This window comes from Cupriavidus gilardii, from assembly GCF_013314895.1.
Lineage (GTDB): Bacteria > Pseudomonadota > Gammaproteobacteria > Burkholderiales > Burkholderiaceae > Cupriavidus > Cupriavidus gilardii_C.
Window position 1 is genome coordinate 17464 of the sequence record NZ_JABTYE010000004.1, and the last position, 15852, is coordinate 33315.

At 67.0% G+C, this 15852-nt stretch carries 12 protein-coding genes; 10 read left to right on the forward strand and 2 right to left on the reverse strand.

Annotated elements, in window-relative coordinates; all coding sequences use genetic code 11:
- Positions 1–32: 32 nt before the first annotated feature.
- Positions 33–1013, reverse strand: coding sequence for a LysR substrate-binding domain-containing protein (locus tag HTY53_RS04940; RefSeq protein WP_174105368.1), 981 nt, complete (start codon positions 1011–1013; stop codon positions 33–35).
- Between the two features lie 156 nt (positions 1014–1169).
- Between HTY53_RS04940 and HTY53_RS04945 the strand changes: the two genes are divergently transcribed.
- The 5 genes from HTY53_RS04945 to HTY53_RS04965 all read left to right on the forward strand — a co-directional run bounded on the left by HTY53_RS04945 (position 1170) and on the right by HTY53_RS04965 (position 7732).
- Positions 1170–2204 (forward strand): tripartite tricarboxylate transporter substrate binding protein, encoded by a 1035-nt coding sequence (locus HTY53_RS04945; RefSeq protein ID WP_174105369.1) that lies wholly within the window; start codon positions 1170–1172, stop codon positions 2202–2204.
- Positions 2205–2282: 78 nt separating this feature from the next.
- On the forward strand, positions 2283–3806 hold the full coding sequence (locus HTY53_RS04950) for a UxaA family hydrolase (protein WP_174105370.1): 1524 nt from the start codon (positions 2283–2285) through the stop codon (positions 3804–3806).
- A gap of 72 nt (positions 3807–3878) precedes the next feature.
- Positions 3879–5354 carry an NAD-dependent succinate-semialdehyde dehydrogenase gene (locus HTY53_RS04955; protein ID WP_174105371.1) on the forward strand — a complete coding sequence of 492 codons (1476 nt, stop codon included), beginning with the start codon at positions 3879–3881 and terminating at the stop codon, positions 5352–5354.
- A gap of 98 nt (positions 5355–5452) precedes the next feature.
- Positions 5453–6256: a 4-hydroxy-2-oxoheptanedioate aldolase gene (gene hpaI, locus HTY53_RS04960; protein WP_174105372.1), complete on the forward strand. Its 804-nt coding sequence runs from the start codon at positions 5453–5455 to the stop codon at positions 6254–6256.
- A gap of 66 nt (positions 6257–6322) precedes the next feature.
- Positions 6323–7732, forward strand: coding sequence for an FAD-binding oxidoreductase (locus tag HTY53_RS04965; protein ID WP_174105373.1), 1410 nt, complete (start codon positions 6323–6325; stop codon positions 7730–7732).
- Positions 7733–7765: 33 nt separating this feature from the next.
- On the opposite strand, the gene HTY53_RS04970 is transcribed toward HTY53_RS04965, so the two are convergent.
- Positions 7766–8509: a type 1 glutamine amidotransferase domain-containing protein gene (locus tag HTY53_RS04970; protein ID WP_174105374.1), complete on the reverse strand. Its 744-nt coding sequence runs from the start codon at positions 8507–8509 to the stop codon at positions 7766–7768.
- A gap of 597 nt (positions 8510–9106) precedes the next feature.
- On the opposite strand from HTY53_RS04970, the gene HTY53_RS04975 reads away from it, so the two are divergent.
- From HTY53_RS04975 to gsiC, 5 genes are all read left to right on the forward strand, one after another.
- A complete protein-coding gene (locus HTY53_RS04975; protein WP_174105375.1) occupies positions 9107–10144 on the forward strand; it encodes a MurR/RpiR family transcriptional regulator in 1038 nt (345 codons plus the stop codon).
- A 50-nt stretch (positions 10145–10194) separates the two neighbouring features.
- Positions 10195–11199 carry an isoaspartyl peptidase/L-asparaginase family protein gene (locus HTY53_RS04980; RefSeq protein WP_174105376.1) on the forward strand — a complete coding sequence of 335 codons (1005 nt, stop codon included), beginning with the start codon at positions 10195–10197 and terminating at the stop codon, positions 11197–11199.
- Between the two features lie 31 nt (positions 11200–11230).
- Positions 11231–13159 carry a dipeptide ABC transporter ATP-binding protein gene (locus tag HTY53_RS04985; RefSeq protein WP_174105377.1) on the forward strand — a complete coding sequence of 643 codons (1929 nt, stop codon included), beginning with the start codon at positions 11231–11233 and terminating at the stop codon, positions 13157–13159.
- Positions 13160–13270: 111 nt separating this feature from the next.
- Entirely contained in the window at positions 13271–14827 is a 1557-nt protein-coding gene (gene gsiB, locus HTY53_RS04990; protein WP_174105378.1) for a glutathione ABC transporter substrate-binding protein GsiB, read from the forward strand.
- 102 nt (positions 14828–14929) lie between these two features.
- Positions 14930–15850, forward strand: coding sequence for a glutathione ABC transporter permease GsiC (gsiC, locus tag HTY53_RS04995; RefSeq protein WP_174105379.1), 921 nt, complete (start codon positions 14930–14932; stop codon positions 15848–15850).
- Positions 15851–15852 lie beyond the last annotated feature (2 nt).

Sequence of the window (15852 nt, forward strand, 5' to 3'; positions counted from 1 at the left end):
AGCCCCGCTCAGGACGGCCGCGTGCGCGTTTTTCATGTGCTCGCCTTTCGCCGTGCTGGCTTCTTACCTGTTTCCATCTCCGCAGCCGCCAACCGTAAGCAGTCCACCAGATGCTCGGCACTGGCGCCCAGCCCAGCGTCCCGCGATGCCCGCAGCGTGATGATCCCCACCGGCGGCAACTCGATCGGCACGGCGATGTTGACGATGTCGAGCCTGCCCTCGCTGGCGAACTGTCGTGCCACCGAACGCGCCAGGAAGCCGACCGCGTCGCGCTGCGCGACGAAGGTCGATACCGCCAGATAGGACGAGGTCTCGATCCGGTCCGATGGCGGTTCCAAACCCTGCCCCAGGAACGCCTGCTCCAGCTTGACTCGCAGTGAGGCCCACGGTGGCGGCATCACGCAGGGCAGCTTCGCCAGGTCCGCCCAGCCCGGCTTGCGCCTGCTGGCCAGCGGATGGCCGGGTCGAACGACGGCGACCATCGGCTCGTTGTATAGCGCCTCGGTGGCAAGGTCCGGCGCCGCATAGCCCGGTTCCAGCCGGCCCACGATCAGGTCCAGTTCGGACAGCCGCAGCTTGGGCAGCAGATGCGTCAGGTCGCCTTCCTCGATCAGCACGGTGGCCTGCGCCGAACGCGACTTCAGCCGGGCGGTGGCGCGCGCCAGCAGCACCGGCAGCGCGGCGCCCATTGCGCCGACGCGCACGCGGCCGGCGGCGCCGGTATCGACGGCTTCGATCTCCTCCCGCGTGCGATCGTATTGCGCCAGCACACGGCGGGAGAAGCGGATCAGGGCTTCGCCGGCCGCGGTCGGCTCGGTGCCGCGGGTGGAGCGGGAGAACAGCACCAGACCGAGCATCTTCTCGACCTCGGTCAGCGTCTTGGATACCGCGGGCTGGCTGATCGCCAGGAATTCGGCGGTCTTGCCGAGATGGCGGAACTCGTCCAGCGCCACCAGCAGCTGCAGATGGCGTAGCTTGATATTGGAGCGCAGCGCGCGGTCGATATGGGGCATGCCGCGCAGTCTACCTCGTGGTCTACTTAACGCAAAGGTTATGAAGCAATGACGATAATGGATTGGATCGTTATGTCGTAGCCGGACACAATGCCGCCCATGGCGTTGCCTCGATGCACGCCGGCCACCACCGATAACACAGTGCGAGGACGACAAATGAACCCAGGTTCCCCCACCAATCCCGCGCGCCGCCGTCTGATCCTGGGCGCCAGCGCGGGCGTTGCCACCGCCGCGGCAGCCGCCGCAACCGGGACCGCCGGCATGCTGCTGGCCAGAAGCGCCAGCGCCGCCGCCTATCCCGAACGCCCGATCACCTTCATCTGCCCATGGCCGGTGGGCGGCACCGCCGATCAATCGATGCGCGCGTTGTGCCAGGTCGCCTCGGGCATCCTGAAGCAATCGATCGTGGTCGAGAACCGTGCCGGTGCCTCGGGCATGATCGGCACCCGCGCGCTGGCGCGCGCCAAGCCCGACGGCTACACCATCGGCCAGATCCCGATCTCGGTGACGCGCTTCTCGCAGCTCGGCATGCTGGAGATCGATCCGCGCACCGAGCTGACCTATCTGGCGCGCACCTCGGGCCAGACCTTCGGTATCGCGGTGCCGGCAAGTTCGCCCTACAAGACGCTGCAGGAAGTCGTTGCGGCGGCCAAGGCCAATCCCGGCAGGCTGACCTATGCGCACGCCGGCATCGGCGGTGCCACCCATGTCGGCATGGAGCAGTTCGCGCTGGCCGCGGGCGTGCGTTTCAACGCGATCGCCTACAAGGGCGGCTCGGCGGCCCTGCAGGATGTGCTCGGCGGTCAGGTCGATCTGCTGGCCGATTCCAGCTCGTGGGCGCCGCATGTCGAGTCGGGGAAGCTTCGCCTGTTGGCGACCTGGGGCGAGCAGCGGACGCCGCGCTTCAAGGACACGCCGACACTGCGCGAGCTCGGCTACGACGTCGTTGTGGAAGCGCCCAACGGTATCGGCGCGCCCAAGGGGCTGGACCCGGCGATCGAGAAGCAGTTGCGCGACGCCTTCCGCGCCGCGGTCGCCAGCAAGGAATTCAAGCAGGTGGCCGCGCGCATCGACGCGCCGGTGATGTACCTCGACGGGCCCGACTACAAGAAGTACGTGGCGACGGTCTACGAGCAGGAAACGCAGTTGATCCAGCGGCTGAAGCTCAAGGAAATGCTGCAGCAGAGCTGATCCTGCGAGCCGGACCGTAGTAATCATCGCCCATCGCCCATCGCCCATCGCCATCGCCATCCACAGGAATTGTTCGACGTGAACGTCAATGCCGTCATCCGCCTGCACGCCAACGACAACGTGCTGATCGCGCGCCAGGACCTGGCGCTGGGGCAGCCGCTGGCCGAGCTTGGCGTGCGGGCCCGTGCCCAGGTGCCGGCCGGCCACAAGATCGCCGCCTGCGCGATTGCGAAGGGCGAGCCTGTGCGCAAGTACGACACCGTGATCGGCGTGGCCGACCGCGATATCGCGCCGGGCGAGCACGTGCATTCGCACAATCTGAAGCTGGTCGATTTCTATCGCGATCCGGCCTTCTGCACCGATGTGCGCCCAATCGACTATGTGCCCGAGGCCGAGCGCGCGACGTTCCAGGGCTTCGTGCGCGCGGACGGCCGCGTCGGCACGCGCAATTTCATCGGCATTCTGTCGTCGGTCAACTGCTCGGCCACCGTGATTCGGCATATCGCCGACCACTTCACGCGGGAGCGGCTGGCCGCCTATCCGAATGTCGATGGCGTGGTGGCGTTCGCGCATGGCACCGGCTGCGGCATGTCGTCGCCCAGCGAGCATTTCGATCTGCTGCGGCGTACGCTGGCCGGTTATGCGCGTCATCCGAATCTGGCCGGGGTGCTGATCGTGGGCCTGGGCTGTGAGCGCAATCAGGTCGCGTCGCTGGTCGAGTCACAGCAGCTGCAGCCCGGCAATCAACTGCATACGATGGTGATGCAGGACACCGGCGGCACGCGCGAGACCATCGCGGCCGGCATCCGGGCAATCGAATCGATGCTGCCTGCCGCCAATGCCGCGCAACGCCAGTCCGTTTCCGCCAGTCATCTGAAGATCGGCCTCGAATGCGGGGGCTCGGACGGATTTTCGGGTATCACCGCCAACCCCGCGCTGGGCGCGGCGATGGACATCCTGGTGCGCCACGGCGGCACCGCGATCCTGTCGGAGACCCCGGAGATCCACGGCGTCGAATACATGCTGACGCGGCGCGCCGTCACGCCGGAGGTCGGCCAGAAGCTGCTCGATCGGCTGGCCTGGTGGGAGCGCTATACCGCCGGCCACAACGCGCAGTTCAACGGCGTGGTCGGCCACGGCAACCAGCAGGGCGGCCTCGCCAATATTTTCGAGAAGTCGCTGGGTTCGGCGATGAAGGGCGGAACCACGCCGCTGCAGGCGGTCTACGAGTACGCCGAGCCGATCGACAAGGCCGGCTTCGTCTTCATGGATTCGCCGGGCTACGATCCGGTCGCGGTGACCGGCCAGATCGCCAGCGGTGCCAATCTGATCTGCTTCACCACCGGCCGCGGCTCGATGTTCGGTTCGAAGCCCGCGCCGACGATCAAGCTCGCCTCCAACACGCCGATGTACCGGCGCCTGTCCGACGACATGGACATCAACTGCGGCGTCATCGTCGATGGCGAACTGACGGTTGCCGAAATGGGGCAACGGATCTTCGACCATATCCTGCGCGTGGCTTCGGGCGAGAAGACGCGCAGCGAGCTGCTCGGCCTCGGCGACAACGAGTTCGTGCCCTGGCATATGGGCATCGTCAGCTGATTCGCGTGGGCGGTCGCGCGTTTTCCCGCTCGCCGTCCCGTTCACCGTCCTTCCCAAGACCTCCATCGGATCATGTCCCTGCCGCTTTCCCACACCGCGCTGCTGCGCGGCCAGAACCTGATTGGTCCGCACTGGCTGCCCGCCGCCAGCGGTGACCGCCTCGACGTCACCAACCCCGCGGATGGCGCGACGCTGACGCAAGTCGCGGACAGCGGGGCCGACGATGCGCGCCGCGCCGCCGATGCCGCGCATGCCGCCTTCGCCGACTGGAGCCGCCGCCCGGCCAAGGAACGCGCGCGGCTGCTGCAGCGCTGGCACGCGCTGATTCTCGAACACCAGGAAGACCTGGCCCGCATCATCTCGGCGGAGCAGGGCAAGCCGATGCACGAGAGCCGCGGCGAGGTGCAGTACGGCGCCTCGTATGTCGAGTGGTTTGCGGCCGAGGCAGTCCGCATCTGCGGCGATATCGTGGCGGAGGCCGTGCCGGGCCGCAAGCTGCTGGTGCTGAAGGAACCGGTCGGCGTGGTGGCGGCGATCACGCCATGGAATTTCCCGCTGGCGATGATCGCCCGCAAGATCGCGCCGGCACTGGCAGCCGGCTGCACCGTGGTCGCCAAGCCGGCCGAGGACACGCCGCTGACCGCGCTGGCGCTGGTCTATCTGGCCGAGCTCGCCGGCGTGCCGCCGGGCGTGCTGAACATCGTCACCGCGTCGCGCGAACGCACGCCCGAGGTGGTCGACGTCTGGCTCGCCGACAGCCGCGTGCGCAAGATCACGTTCACCGGCTCGACGCCGGTCGGCAAGCATCTGGCGCGCGAGTCCGCCTCCACGCTGAAGAAGCTGTCGCTGGAGCTGGGCGGCAACGCGCCCTTTATCGTGTTCGAGGACGCCGATCTCGATGCCGCGGTCGAAGGACTGATGGCGTCGAAGTTCCGCAACGGCGGCCAGACCTGCGTCTGCCCGAACCGCATCTACGTGCACGAGGCCGTCCACGACGATTTCGTCGAACGGCTGGCGCGCCGCGTCGGTGCGCTGAAGGTCGGGCCGGCCAGCGAGGAGGGCTCGCAGATCGGCCCGATGATCAATGCGCGAGCGGTGGACAAGATCGCCCGCCATGTCGAGGATGCGGTCGCAAAGGGCGCGCGCGTCGTCACGGGCGGCAAGCGCGTGCGTACCGAGGACGGTCCGCACTACTACGCGCCGACCGTGCTGATCGGCGCCACGCCGCAGATGGCGCTGTCCTGCGAGGAAACTTTCGGCCCGGTCGCGCCGATCTTCCGCTTCGCGAGCGAGGACGAGGTGATCGGCCACGCCAACGACACGCCGTTTGGCCTCGCCGCCTACTTCTATTCGAACGATGTGCGCCGCATCTGGCGCGTCGCGCAGGCGCTGGAGACCGGCATCGTCGGCATCAACGAAGGGGCCATCGCGGCCGAGGCGGCGCCGTTCGGCGGCGTCAAGGAGTCCGGCTACGGGCGCGAGGGTTCTCGCCATGGACTGGACGATTATCTGCATTTGAAGTATTTGTGCCTGGGCCAGCTGGACTGAAGCCCCACCGCAGCCGTACCGATCTGTACAGCGCCGTACAACGCCTTACAAGGCCAGTCCCGAGCCCATCGAACCGCATCGCTTTGACAGGACCCGTCATGCCCGCATCCAATTCCTTCAAGACCGCATTGGCCGCCCGCCGGCCGCAAATCGGCCTGTGGCTGTCGATGGCCGAACCGTATCTGGCCGAGGTCGCGGCCACCGCCGGCTTCGACTGGCTGCTGATCGATGGCGAACATGCGCCAAACGATGTGCGTAGCATCCTTGCCCAGCTGCAGGCGGTTGCCGCGTATCCCAGCGCGCCGGTCGTGCGCGCCGTGGCGGGCGACGTGCCGCTGATCAAGCAGCTGCTCGATATCGGCGCGACCACGTTGCTGGTGCCGATGGTCGATACCGCCGAGCAGGCAAGCATGCTGGTCAGCGCGACGCGCTATCCGCCGCAGGGCATCCGCGGCGTCGGCAGCGCGGTGGCCCGTGCCTCGCGCTGGAGCGGTCGGGCCGACTATCTCGATGTCGCAGATGACGAGGTCTGCCTGCTGGTGCAGGCAGAGACCGTGACCGCGCTGGCAAATCTCGAAGCGATCTGCGCGGTCGACGGCATCGACGGCGTCTTTATCGGACCGGCCGATCTGGCCGCGTCGATGGGCCATCGCGGCAATCCAGGCCACCCGGAAGTCCAGGCCGCGATCGAAAACGCGATGCGCACCATCGTCGCGAGCGGCAAGGCCGCGGGCACGCTGACATCCGATGCCGCGCTGGCGCGACGCTATCTCGAGCTGGGCTGCACCTTCGTCGCTACCGGCGTCGATGTGCTGCTGTTCGCCAAGGCCGCGCGTCAGTTGGCGGCGTCGTTTCGCGAAGCAGGCGCCGCCCCCGCACAGCCGTCCTCCGCCGCCTACTGAACGCTTTCCCGAGTTCTAGTCACCATGTCCCTGGATAGTTCTACTCGCGACGCCACGCTGCGCGCCATGCAAGCCATCGTCGGAGACAACGCCTGCCTCGTTGCCGACGCCGATACCGAGTCCTACGTCACCGACTACCGGCGCATCAGTCGCGGCAAGGCCAGCGTGGTGGTGCTGCCGTCGAGCACCGAGCAGGTCAGCGCGGTAATGGCGTGGTGCCATGCGCACGATGTACCCGTGGTGCCGCAGGGCGGCAATACCTCGCTGATGGGCGGGGCCGTGCCGGACACGCGCGGCGATGCCGTGGTACTGAACCTGCGCCGCATGAACCGGGTGCTGGCGATCGACACCGTCAACGACACGTTGACCGTGCAGGCCGGCGTGACGCTGGCCGCCGCACGCGCGGCGGCGGAAGAGGGCGGCCGCCTGTTTCCGCTGCGCATCGGCTCCGAGGGCTCGTGCCAGATCGGCGGCAATCTGTCGACCAACGCCGGTGGCACCGCGGTGCTGCGCTACGGCAATATGCGCGACCTTGTGCTCGGCATCGAGGCGGTGCTGCCGGATGGCCGCATCTATTCGTCGCTGCGCGGTCTGCGCAAGGACAATACCGGCTACGACCTGAAGCATCTATTCATCGGTGCCGAAGGCACGCTGGGCATCATCACCGGTGCGGTGCTGAAGCTGATGCCGCAGCCGCGTGCGAGCGCGGTCGCCTTCGTCGCCGTGAGGTCGCCGGACGCGGCCGTGCGGCTGCTGGGCGAGGCCAAGCGGCTGTCGGGCGGCGCCGTCACGGCCTTCGAGCTGATCTCGGGCCCGGCACTCGACCTGGTGCTCGACTACCTCGGCAATGTCGCCTCGCCACTGGCGCAGCGGCACGACTGGATGGTGCTGATGGAATTGAGCTCCGGCGCGGATGCCGCCAGCCTCGAAGCGACGCTGCTGGAGATCCTCGAAAGCGGCTACGAACAGGAACTGGTCCAGGACGCGGCGATCGCGGCCAGCGTCGCCGACGCGCAGACCTTCTGGCGCATCCGCGAGGAGATTTCGGACGCGCAGACGCGCACCGGCGGCAGCATCAAGTGCGATGTCTCGGTGCCGTTGTCGCGCATCGCGGACTTCGTCGACGAGGCCTCGCGCCGCGTGCTGGAACTGGTGCCCGATGCCCGCATGGTGATCTACGGCCATATGGGCGACGGCAACGTCCACTTCAATCCGCTGCGACCCAAGGACGCCGATGCGAAGGCGTTCCTTGCGCAGTGGTACAAGCCGGTATCCGATCTGGTCGATGGCCTCGCGCACGGCGAAGGCGGCTCGATCTCGGCCGAGCACGGCATCGGCGCGGTCAAGCGCGACGATCTGCGGCGCTACAAGTCGCAGGTCGAGCTCGAGCTGATGTGGCAGGTCAAGCGGGCGCTGGACCCGAAGAATCTGATGAATCCGGGCCGGGTGTTGCCGGCGATGGGCGAGGGCGGCTGAGCCTTCTGGCCCTGCCGTCCTGGCGTTTGGCCCCTACGCTGAAGCCGGCTCGGCGGCCGGCTCCGACAGTCGCAGCGTGCGAAGCACCGCCTTGGCCACGCCATACGCGCTGCCCGGATTCTGTCCGGTGATCAGCCTTCCATCCTCGACCACATAGGGCGCGAACGGCAGCATCGCCTTGCTGTATTGCGCGCCCCGCTTGCCAAGCTCCTGTTCCAGCCCGAACGGCACGGCGAAGTCGCGCTTGGCCATGATCTCCTCGTTCCACGAGAAGCCGGTCACGCGCTTGCCTTGCACCAGCAGTTCGCCGTTGGAGAGCCTCACGTCCAGCAAACCGGCCGGACCGTGGCATACCGCCGACACCACGCGCCCCTGCTCGTACATCGCCGCAATCAGCCGCGCCAGCGGCTCGCAACCCGGGAAGTCGAACATCACGCCATGCCCGCCGGTCAGGTAGATGGCATCGAACTCGCCCGCATCGATCGCTGCCACATTGACCGACTCGTTCAGCAGGTCCATGAAGATCCGGTCCTCATAGCGTTTGAAAACACTGCTGCGCATGCCGGCACTTCGTGCAAGTTCCGACAGCATCAGGTTCTCCGGATCGATCGGGATCATGCCGCCGGACGGCGACGCCAGCTGCAGCGTATGGCCCGCTTCCTCGGCCACATCCCAGAAGTGCGTGAGTTCGCTGAGCCACAGGCCGGTACGAAAGCCCACTTTTTGGTACTGGTCGACGTTGGTCGCGACCACCAGGATTCGGCGTTGCGATGGCATGGGTGCCTCCTGACTTTCGGGGAAGTTCGAAAGCTGCAAGAAGCGTTCCGCATGCGAAGCCGGTAGGTGGCGTTTCTCCGAGAATGGCCGCCCTGTGCCTCGTTCAGAGGGGCGATTGCAAGGACCCAGTTCGTGGCACGACCTTATTTCACGCCTGTAGTCCTCCAGGGCGAGATCATCGACTTTGCGCACCTGGAGCCGTTCTCTCTAGAAGTGGAACGCAACCTTGCAAAGAAAAGGCTTCGCATCCACGTCACCCAGTTGCTACCAAAAGGTAGGCCACAAATAAGAAAGGCGCCGCTGGGGCGCCTTTCTGTACAGCAGATCCGGACACCACTTACGACCCGCCTTGCGCGAGTACGGCTTTCGCCGCTGGGAAGCGCTCAGTCTCATCCGGTCAGTCGCTTCGATCTGCCGAATCTAAACGACTTGGGCGGGCCGGTCAATCACGCCAGTCAGCGACGGTCCCATCGAAGCAAGGGTTAACCCTTGATCTCGTAAACTCTATTTTCATGGCACAGCTATTGCGTGTAAATTTGTTTACATCGATAGCCGTTCCCCGGATGCACCAATTTGCGTCCAGTCCACTGCAGAGCCATGACTGCTTCCCGTTCCGGCCCCGCTGCCAAGCCGGCCGTTTCCACACCAGGCACCGCACCAGACACCGCGCCCGACGCCTCGGTCTCGCAGCGCATCGCGAAGGCGTTTCCTTCGCTGACGCCGGCGCACCAACGCATGGCGGATTACGTGCTGGCCAACCCGTTCCGCGCGGCGACGATGCGAATCGACGAGTTCGCGCAGGCGGTGCAGGTGTCGGTGGCGACGGCGAACCGCTTTGCCCATGCGCTGGGCTTCGACGGCTACCCGCAATTCCGCGCCGAACTGGTGCGCGGATTCGAGGCCACGCTGGCGCCGGTCGAGAAGCTGCGCACCGAACTGGAGCGGCCGGCCACCGTCACGGAAGTCATCGCCGCCTCGCTGGAGGAAAACGAGCGCAACCTGCAGGCGACGCGGCGCGCGCTCGATGACGATGCGTGCGAACGCGCGGTGACGGCGATCCTCGAGGCCGAGCATGTCTATGTGCTGGGCTTCGGTGCCAGCGGCTATCTGGCCGGACTGCTGCAGCACGGGCTGGACATGTACTGCCGCGCGGTGATCACCGTTGCCGGCGTCGGTGGCGCCTCGACCGCGGCGCGGCAGCTGTTCAAGCTGACCAGCCGCGATCTGGTGATTCCGATCGCCTTTCCCCGTTATGTCTATGACAGCGTCGCGCTGACCGAGCGCGCACGCGCTCACGGTGCGCGGATCCTGGCGCTGACCGACGGCCCGACCTCGCCGCTGGCGCCATTTGCCGATATCGCGCTGTATGTCAGCGCCGGCCGGCAGTTGTCGCCAAACTCGGATGCGGCCGTGCTGGCGATGATCGAGGCGCTGTGCGGTGCGGTCGCGCACCGCGCCACCGGTTCGGTGAAGGCCGCCGCCGACATGACGGAGTTCGTGCTGCCCTGGCTGCATCAGACCCACGCGCGCGCCGACTCCAACCGCACGGCCGGGGCCGGCGAACCGCAATCCAGGCCCCGTCTGGGATCCGGCAAGGCGCCACGGCGCCGGCGCCCGGACACCGGTAACGAATAACGCTCTCGAGCCTCACCGACTTGCCTGCCGTACAGGCGGGCCCAAGCACCATGAACGTAGACCGATCGACCTCCAAGCCCACGCCCGTGATCGCCATCCATGGCGGGGCCGGCACCATCACCCGCGCCGCGATGGACGCGGACAAGGAAGCGCAGTACATCGCCGCGCTCGAGCACGCCTTGCGCGCCGGCCAGCGCCTGCTGGCCGAGGGCGCCAGCGCCGTCGATGCCGTGACCGAAGCGGTGCGGCTGCTCGAGGACTGCCCGCTGTTCAACGCCGGCAAGGGAGCGGTGCTGACCAACGCCGGCACCTATGAGCTGGACGCCGCGGTGATGGACGGCGCCACGCGCGACGCCGGCGCGGTCGCCTGCGTCAAGCGCGTGCGCAACCCGGTGCTGGCGGCGCGCGCGGTGATGGAACGCAGCGAGCATGTGCTGTTCGCCGCGGAGGGTGCCGAAGCGTTCGCTCAGGCGCAAGGCTTGCCGCTGGTCGAGGCCGACTACTACTACACGCCGGAGCGTCATGCCCAATGGCAACGCGCCCGTGCCGGCAGCGGCATGGCCCTGCTGGATCACGATGCCGCGGCGCTCGCCGCACGCGCCAATGCGGATGAGGCAGGCGCCGAGCCGCTCGACCCGGGCACCAAGTTCGGCACCGTCGGTGCGGTTGCGCTCGACGGCCAGGGCCGGCTCGCCGCTGCCACGTCCACCGGCGGCATCACCAACAAGCAGCTCGGCCGCGTCGGCGATACGCCGGTGATCGGCGCCGGCTGCTATGCCGACGAACTGGTGGCGGTGTCGACCACCGGTACCGGCGAGATGTTTATCCGCGCGGTCGCCGCCTACGACATCTCGGCGCGCATGCGCTATGCCGGCAGCTCGCTGGAGACCGCAACGCACGCGGTCGTGATGCAGAACCTGCCGGCGATTCAGGGCCGCGGCGGACTGGTCGCGATCGACGCGGCCGGCAACGTTGCGCTGCCGTTCAATACCGAAGGCATGTACCGCGGTCACGCCCGCGTCGGCGAGCCGGTCCACGTGGCCATCTACCGCTGACACCATGCCCGCAGGTTTCGAGGAACACTCCATGGCCACATCGTCTACCACGCCTTCCGCGTCTTCCGCGTCTTCCGCATCCCGCCTGGTGCTGCCGCCGCAGCGCGTGGTGTCCGTCAACGACCTGACGGTGCGCTTTGCCACGTCCGAACGCACCGTCGAAGCCGTGCGCGGCCTGTCCTTCCATATCGACCGCGGCGAAACGCTGGCGGTGGTCGGCGAGTCCGGGTCCGGCAAGTCGGTGACCTCGCTGGCGCTGATGCGCCTGGTCGAACATGGCGGCGGACGCCTCGCCAGCGGCAGCATGATGCTGCGCCGCCGCGGCGGCGACGTGCTCGATCTCGCCAAGGCTGATGGCGGCACGATGCGCGGCATTCGCGGCGCCGACATCGCGATGATCTTCCAGGAGCCGATGACGTCGCTGAACCCCGTGTTCCCGGTCGGCGAGCAGATCGCGGAATCGATCCGCCTGCATCAGAACAAGAGCCGCGCGGCGGCCCGCGCCGAGGCGTTGCGGATGCTGGAGCTGGTGCGCATTCCGGAAGCACGCCGCGTGCTGGACCGCTATCCGCATCAGCTGTCCGGCGGCATGCGCCAGCGCGTGATGATCGCGATGGCGCTGTCGTGCCGGCCCGCGCTGCTGATTGCCGATGAGCCGACCACCGCGCTGGACGTCACCATCCAGGCCGAGATCCTGCAGCTGATCCGCAATCTGCAGGCGGAGATGCAGATGGGCGTGCTGTTCATCACGCACGACATGGGCGTGGTGGCCGAAATGGCCGACCGCGTGCTGGTGATGTATCGCGGCGAAAAGGTCGAGGAGGGCGAGGCGCCGACCGTGTTCGCGCGGCCCGCGCATCCGTATACGCGCGCCCTGCTGTCGGCGGTGCCCAAGCTCGGCGCGATGGCGGGCACCGATCTGCCGGCGAAGTTTCCGCTGGTGCGGGTCGAAGGCGGCGATGGGCATGCGGGTGCCGATATTCGCAGCGATACGCCGGCCGCGGCGACGCGTCCCGATGCCTCGGCCCAGCCGATCCTGCGCGTGCGCGACCTCGTGACCCGCTTCGACGTGCCGGGCGGCCTGTTCGGACGGCCGACGCGCCGCGTGCATGCGGTCGAGCGCGTCAGTTTCGATCTGTATCCCGGCGAGACGCTGGCGCTGGTCGGCGAATCGGGCTGCGGCAAATCGACCACCGGCCGTTCGCTGCTGCGCCTGGTCGAAAGCCAGAGCGGCACCATCGAGTTCGCCGGCCAGAACATCGGCGAACTGTCGGGGCCCGCGTTGCAGAGCCTGCGCCGCAATATCCAGTTCATCTTCCAGGACCCGTTCGCCTCGCTCGATCCGCGCGTGCCGGTCGGCTACTCGATCATGGAGCCGCTGCTGGTGCACAAGGTCGCCACCGGCAAGGAGGCCGAGCAGCGCGTCGCATGGCTGCTGGACAAGGTCGGTTTGTCGCCGGCCCATGCCGCGCGCTATCCGCACGAGTTCTCCGGCGGCCAGCGCCAGCGCATCTGCATCGCGCGCGCCCTGGCGCTGAACCCGAAGGTGGTGATCGCCGACGAGTCGGTATCGGCGCTGGACGTCTCGATTCAGGCGCAGATCGTCAATCTGATGCTCGACCTGCAGCGCGAAATGGGCATTGCCTTCCTGTTCATCTCGCACGATATGGCGGTGGTCGAACGGATCAGCCATCGGGTCGCGGTGATGTATCTGGGACAGATCGTCGAGATCGGCCCGCGCCGCGCGATCTTCGAGAATCCGCAGCACCCCTATACGAAGAAGCTGATGTCGGCGGTGCCGGTGGCCGACCCCACGCGTCGTCATCTGCGGCGCGAGCCTCGGACCGAGGAGCTGCCGAGCCCGATCCGCGCGATCGGCGACGAGCCGCTGGTGCAGCCGCTGGTTGCCGTCGCGCCGGACCACTTCGTTGCCCGGCATGCGGTCGGCGGCGCTTATTGAGCCCCAACCCGGAGCCAACCCCTGAATCAACCCGGGGCTGCAAGGCCGTCAAGAGCCGATCCAGCCCGTTCACCCTGTGCTACCAGTGCGTCTTACCAAGGAGAATCGACAATGATGCAAGCCAGTTTGTCCCGACGTGGCGCGGCGCGCCTGTTTGCCGGCGGCCTGCTGATGGCCGCGTTCGCGGCCGGACCGGCCTTCGCGGCCAAGGATGCGGTGATGGCGGTGGCCTCGACCTTCACCACGCTGGACCCCTACGATTCGAACGACACGCTGTCGCAGGCGGTATCCAAGACCTTCTACCAGGGCCTGTTCGGTCTGGACAAGGACATGAAGCTGGTCAACGTGCTGGCCGACAGCTACGACGTCAGCAAGGACGGGCTGGTCTACACGATCAAGGTCAAGAAGGGCGTCAAGTTCCACGACGGCACCAGCTTCGACGCCACCGCGGTCAAGGTCAACCTGGATCGCGTCACCGATCCGGCCAACAAGCTCAAGCGCTACACGCTGTTCAACCGCGTCGCGCGCACCGACGTGGTCGACCCGACCACGGTCAAGATCACGCTGAAGGAGCCGTTCTCGCCGTTCATCAATGTGCTGGCGCATCCGTCTGCCGTGATGATCTCGCCGACCGCGCTGAAGAAATACGGCAAGGACATCGCCTTCCACCCGGTCGGCACCGGTCCGTTCGAATTCGTCGAGTGGAAGCAGCCCGACCACCTGCGCGGCAAAAAGTTCGCCGGCTACTGGAAGAGCGGTCTGCCGAAGATCGACGCCATTACCTGGAAGCCGGTGGTCGACAACAACAGCCGCTCGGCCATCATGCAGACCGGCGAGGCCGACTTCGCCTTCAGCATTCCGTTCGAGCAGGCCGCAGTGCTCAAGGCCAGCCCGAAGGTCGACCTGATCGCCGCGCCGTCGATCATCCAGCGCTATCTGTCGCTCAATACGATGGTCAAGCCGTTCAACGACCCCAAGGTGCGCCAGGCGATCAACTACGCGATCAACAAGCAGGCGCTGGCCAAGGTGGCGTTCGCCGGCTATGCGGTGCCGGCCGAGGGGGTGGTGCCGCCGGGCGTCGATTTTGCCGAGAAGCTGGGCCCGTGGCCGTACGATCCGGCCAAGGCGCGTGCGCTGCTGAAGGAGGCTGGCTATCCGAACGGCTTCGAAACCACGCTGTGGTCCGCCTATAACCACACCACCGCGCAGAAGGTGATCCAGTTCGTGCAGCAGCAGCTGCAGCAGGTCGGCATCAAGGCCTCGGTGCAGGCGCTCGAGGCCGGTCAGCGCGTCGAGAAGGTCGAGAGCGTGCCCAGGCCCGAGGACGCCGGCGTGCGCATCTACTACGTCGGCTGGTCCTCGTCGACCGGCGAGTCGGACTGGGCGCTGCGTCCGCTGCTGGCATCCGAATCGATGCCGCCGAAGCTGCTGAACACGGCGTACTACAAGAACGAGCAGGTCGATGCCGATATCGCCGGCGCGCTGCGCACCACCGACCGCAACGAGAAGGCCCGGCTGTACAAGGATGCGCAGCAGCGCATCTGGAACGATGCGCCGTGGGCCTTCCTGGTGACAGAGCAGGTGCTGTATGCCCGCAGCAAGCGGCTGAGCGGCGCCTATGTGATGCCCGACGGCTCGTTCGAGTTCGAGAACATCGATATCAAGTAAGCGTCGCGCCCGCGATCGTTGCTGGCACCGTAGGACTCGTCGTGCCCCGCGCAGGCGGGGACGGCGAGTCCGGTGCGCAACGAAGGCGGGTCTGGAGTCGTCATGTTGAATTACTTTCTGAAGCGCGTGCTGGGCGTGGTGCCGACGATGCTGATCGTCGCGGTGCTGGTCTTCCTGTTCGTGCATTTGCTGCCTGGCGATCCGGCGCGGCTGGCCGCCGGACCGGAGGCCGATGCCGCCACCGTGGAACTGGTGCGCAAGGATCTGGGCCTGGACAAGCCGCTGCACCAGCAGTTCGTCACATTCTTCGGCAACGCGCTGCAAGGGGAATTCGGTACCTCGCTGCGCACCAAGCGTCCGGTCAGCGAGGAGATCGGCGACCGCTTCTTCCCAACGCTGTGGCTGACCGTCGCCTCGATGCTGTGGGCCGTGGTGTTCGGCATGCTGATCGGCATCGGCTCGGCGGTCTGGCGCAATCGCTGGCCCGACCGCATCGGCATGACGCTGGCAGTGTCGGGCATCTCGTTTCCGGCCTTCGCGCTCGGCATGCTGCTGATGGAGATCTTCTCGGTCCAGCTGGGCTGGCTGCCGTCTATCGGCGCCGAAAGCTGGAAGCACTACATCCTGCCTTCGCTGACGCTCGGCGCCGCCGTGGCCGCGGTGATGGCGCGCTTTACGCGGGCATCGTTCGTCGAGGTGCTGCAGGAAGATTACGTGCGCACGGCGCGTGCCAAGGGCGTGCGCGAATCGCTGGTGGTCGCCAAGCACTGCCTGCGCAACGCAATGATTCCGGTCGTCACGATGATGGGCCTGCAGTTCGGCTTTCTGCTGGGCGGCTCGATCGTGGTCGAGAAGGTGTTCAACTGGCCGGGCCTGGGCCGGCTGCTGGTTGATGCCGTCGAAATGCGCGACTACCCGGTGATCCAGGCCGAGGTGCTGCTGTTCTCGCTCGAATTCATCCTGATCAATCTGGTGGTGGATCTGCTGTACACGGTGATCAACCCCACTATCCGCTACAAGTGAGG